The organism is Halorubrum sp. SP3, assembly GCF_005435195.1.
In the GTDB taxonomy this organism is placed as follows: domain Archaea; phylum Halobacteriota; class Halobacteria; order Halobacteriales; family Haloferacaceae; genus Halorubrum; species Halorubrum sodomense.
In genome coordinates this window covers 280-3,448 of sequence record NZ_SGTU01000038.1, presented here as the reverse complement: position 1 = coordinate 3,448, position 3,169 = coordinate 280, and the positions used below count along the sequence as shown (strand labels likewise).

Below are 3,169 nucleotides of genomic sequence, written 5' to 3'. Positions count from 1 at the left end.
ATCGGCGACGAACCGTCGCTCCTCATCAACTATCCGACGAAGCTCTCGACGAGATCGGTGACGCCGGACTTGAGGATGTTGTCCCCGAGGTACATCACGAAGTCGTCGTCGCCGACGAAGTCACGGGCACAGCCCGCGGCGTGGGCGAGTCCAAGAGGGTTCCCCTGGACGATGTAGGTGATGTCGACGCCGTACTTCGAGCCGTCGCCGAGGAGCTCCTGAATTTCGACGCGGCCCTTGTTCCCGAGGATGACGCCGATCTCGGTGATGCCGGCCTCCTTGAGATCGTCGATCGCGTATTCGAGGACCGGCTTGTTCGCGACCGGGACGAGTTGTTTGGGACCAGTGTGGGTGATGGGGCGGAGGCGTGAGCCCGTGCCGCCTGAGAGAAGGACGCCTTTCATCTTTCACTCGTGAGGTGGTTCCTCCCAGTCTAAAGGTATTTCGTCAGTGTCATATGGGAGTCGCACCTCATCCGGTTCTTCGTAGTCGTAGAGTTTCGTCGGATAGTTGATGAGGAGCGACGGTTCGTCGCCGATCGCTTTGAAGCCGTGCCAGCAGTCGCCGGGGATGCGGATCAGCTGTTGGTTGTGCTCGCCGATAACGAACGTATCCAGTTCGCCTTGGGTGGGGGAGTCGTCGCGATCGTCGTAGATGCCAACCTTGATTCGGCCCTGCGGGCAGACGAAGTGATCGATCTGGCCTTCGAGGTGGCGATGCCACGCGCGGATGATCCCCGGATAGGTCATCGAGTAGTAGGACATCGCCGGATCGATATCGTACACATTCCAGTCTTCGCGGAAGACTTCGACGAGGTGGCCGCGTTCGTCGGTGTTTACTTGGAGGTCTCTGACTTCGATGTCGTGGATCATTCCACTGAGGATTATCTGTACAGGGCTTTGACCTTTCGATGTCGATCTAAGCATTCATATGTACTGACGAATAGGTTCAGATTAAATGGATACGCTCGTTGTTGGACTCGATGGTGGCGAATGGGATGTGATTGATCCTATGATCGAGGCCGGTGAGCTACCAAATCTCGGTCAACTCAAAAACGACGGCGTTTCTGGTCCGCTTGAATCGATTACCCCACCCGTTTCTCCTCCGGCGTGGAATTCCATTCAGACTGGAACGAATCCTGGCAAGCATGGTATCTTTGACTTCAGCACTTTCGAAGAAGACTACAATCGACGGTCGATCAACTCTTCCGATCGTCGATCATCTCCGTTCTGGTCGATTATGAACGATTATGGAACGACCACAGGATTGTTCAAAATACCATTTACTTACCCGCCGGAAGAGGTTGACGGATATCTCGTCAGTGGGTTCCCAACACCGAATAGTATTGAGGATTTTGTTCAACCGGAACCACTCAGGGACACAATAGGCACAGCTGAAAACCTCTTTGAGGACAAGTCCCTCTACAAGGCTGGAAATGAAAGGGAATTCAAAGAGAATCTAATCAAGGTAGCGGAATATCAGACAGAACTGTTCCTCACCTTGATCGATGACCACGAAACGGAATTTGCGATGTCTGTCTACGACGGAAGTGATCGTATCCAACACTACTTTTGGAAATATTTAGATGAATCTCACCCACGGTACGATCCCGACTCTCCGCATACTGACGCCATTAAACGGTATTACGAGACCGTTGACGACGGTATCGGACAGATTCTAGAACAAACAGATGACGAGTGTGACGTGCTCATCATTTCTGATCAGGGGTTCGGTCCTCTCTCGTATGATATCTATATTGACGAATGGCTAGAAGACACGGGATACCTCACCCGAGAAACTCAGGGTTCACCTAATCAAGTTGCTATTGATCTCGCAGCCGAGATACTCAAGTTCGGGTGGGATGTAGTAGGCAGCGCTGGGCTACAGAAATTAGTAAAGTCGGTGCTCCCTGCCTCATGGTTTGAGTTTGGAGGGTCTCTTCAAGATAATTCCCATCGAACAATTGTCTGGGATGAAACGGAGGTCTTCTTTTCGACGCTTTCAGGACAAGCACTCTTCATTAATCTTGAGGACCGATTCACTCAGGGGACAGTAACTCACGAAGAGTATGATACGGTGGTGGAACAGGTTCGTGACTCACTTCGCTCCATTCGACATCCAGAAACCGACGACCAACTGGTGGAAGCGGTGGTTCGGAGTGAGGAAGTATACTCTGGTTGGATAGTGGATGACGCACCTGACCTAATCGTTCGCACAAACCCTGAGTACACCTTGAAAAATGGCCACTCCGATGAATTGATTCGTCCCTCGAAACAGTACGGTCAGGACAGATCTGGGGACCACCGTAGAGACGGCATATTCATCGCCTCAGGACCGAATTTCAACTGCGGCACGATAGAGAATGCAAGCGTTGTGGATATTGCACCGACTCTGCTTCATCTTCATAATTGTCCGATTCCGGAGACGGTCGATGGAATAGTACTACAAGACGCAATGACGGAAGAACACAAAGGAGTTTCCTCGATTAAGTATACAAATAATTACGGCGAAACGGATGGGGAGAGACGAGAATGGAGTGAAAGTGAGGAAGAGGCCTTAGAAGAACGGTTGAGTAATATGGGTTATCTCAATTGAACAAATGAGCGAGAAGAATGATAATGGGATATTTACAATCGCTAAACAAGGTAGCATCACCTTTCTTGGGAACATATTGGGAAAAGCACTCGGTTTTTCGTTTGTCGCTACAGCGACCCGACTCGTCACTCCTACACAATACGGGGTCTACACACTAGCGTTGTCGATCGTTCTCTTTGTTCAGGGCTTCGTCAGTCTCAACATTCACCGATCAGTCGATTACTTCATTCCACAATTCCTCAATAATAATGAGTACGGAAGGGCTAAATCAACGCTCCGAAACGTTTTGATAATTGGAACCTTCTCTTCATTAGTTGGATTAACGATCGTTTTTCTGAGTAGATCCTTCATCGCAGATCTGTTTGGCGAGCCTCAGCTGGTCATCGTACTCGCACTGTTTGTGCTACTGATCCCGATTCAGACGGTCAATAAGGTACTGATTGCATCTTTCAACAGTATCAAGCGAATGGAGTATCGGATGCTGGTGAAAGATCTGCTGAACCCCCTTTGCCGGATCGTCGCAATAGTCGTGCTTATAACCACCGGGATGGGTCTTATGGGTTTGGTCGGGGGG

General features: G+C 50.3%; 3 protein-coding genes and 1 pseudogene. 2 read left to right on the top strand and 2 right to left on the bottom strand.

Features of this window, described 5'->3' with window-relative positions; all coding sequences use genetic code 11:
- Positions 1-38: 38 nt before the first annotated feature.
- A pseudogene (locus EXE42_RS14940) lies at positions 39-404 on the bottom strand (sugar phosphate nucleotidyltransferase); the annotation flags it as partial.
- 3 nt (positions 405-407) lie between these two features.
- Positions 408-872, bottom strand: coding sequence for a dTDP-4-dehydrorhamnose 3,5-epimerase family protein (locus EXE42_RS14935; RefSeq protein ID WP_137695072.1), 465 nt, complete (start codon positions 870-872; stop codon positions 408-410).
- Between the two features lie 85 nt (positions 873-957).
- Between EXE42_RS14935 and EXE42_RS14930 the strand changes: the two genes are divergently transcribed.
- Both EXE42_RS14930 and EXE42_RS14925 read left to right on the top strand, forming a co-directional pair.
- A complete protein-coding gene (locus EXE42_RS14930; RefSeq protein WP_137706841.1) occupies positions 958-2,595 on the top strand; it encodes an alkaline phosphatase family protein in 1,638 nt (545 codons plus the stop codon).
- Positions 2,596-2,599: 4 nt separating this feature from the next.
- The coding region (locus EXE42_RS14925) for a lipopolysaccharide biosynthesis protein (RefSeq protein ID WP_158293715.1) at positions 2,600-3,169 on the top strand (570 nt) is incomplete at its 3' end.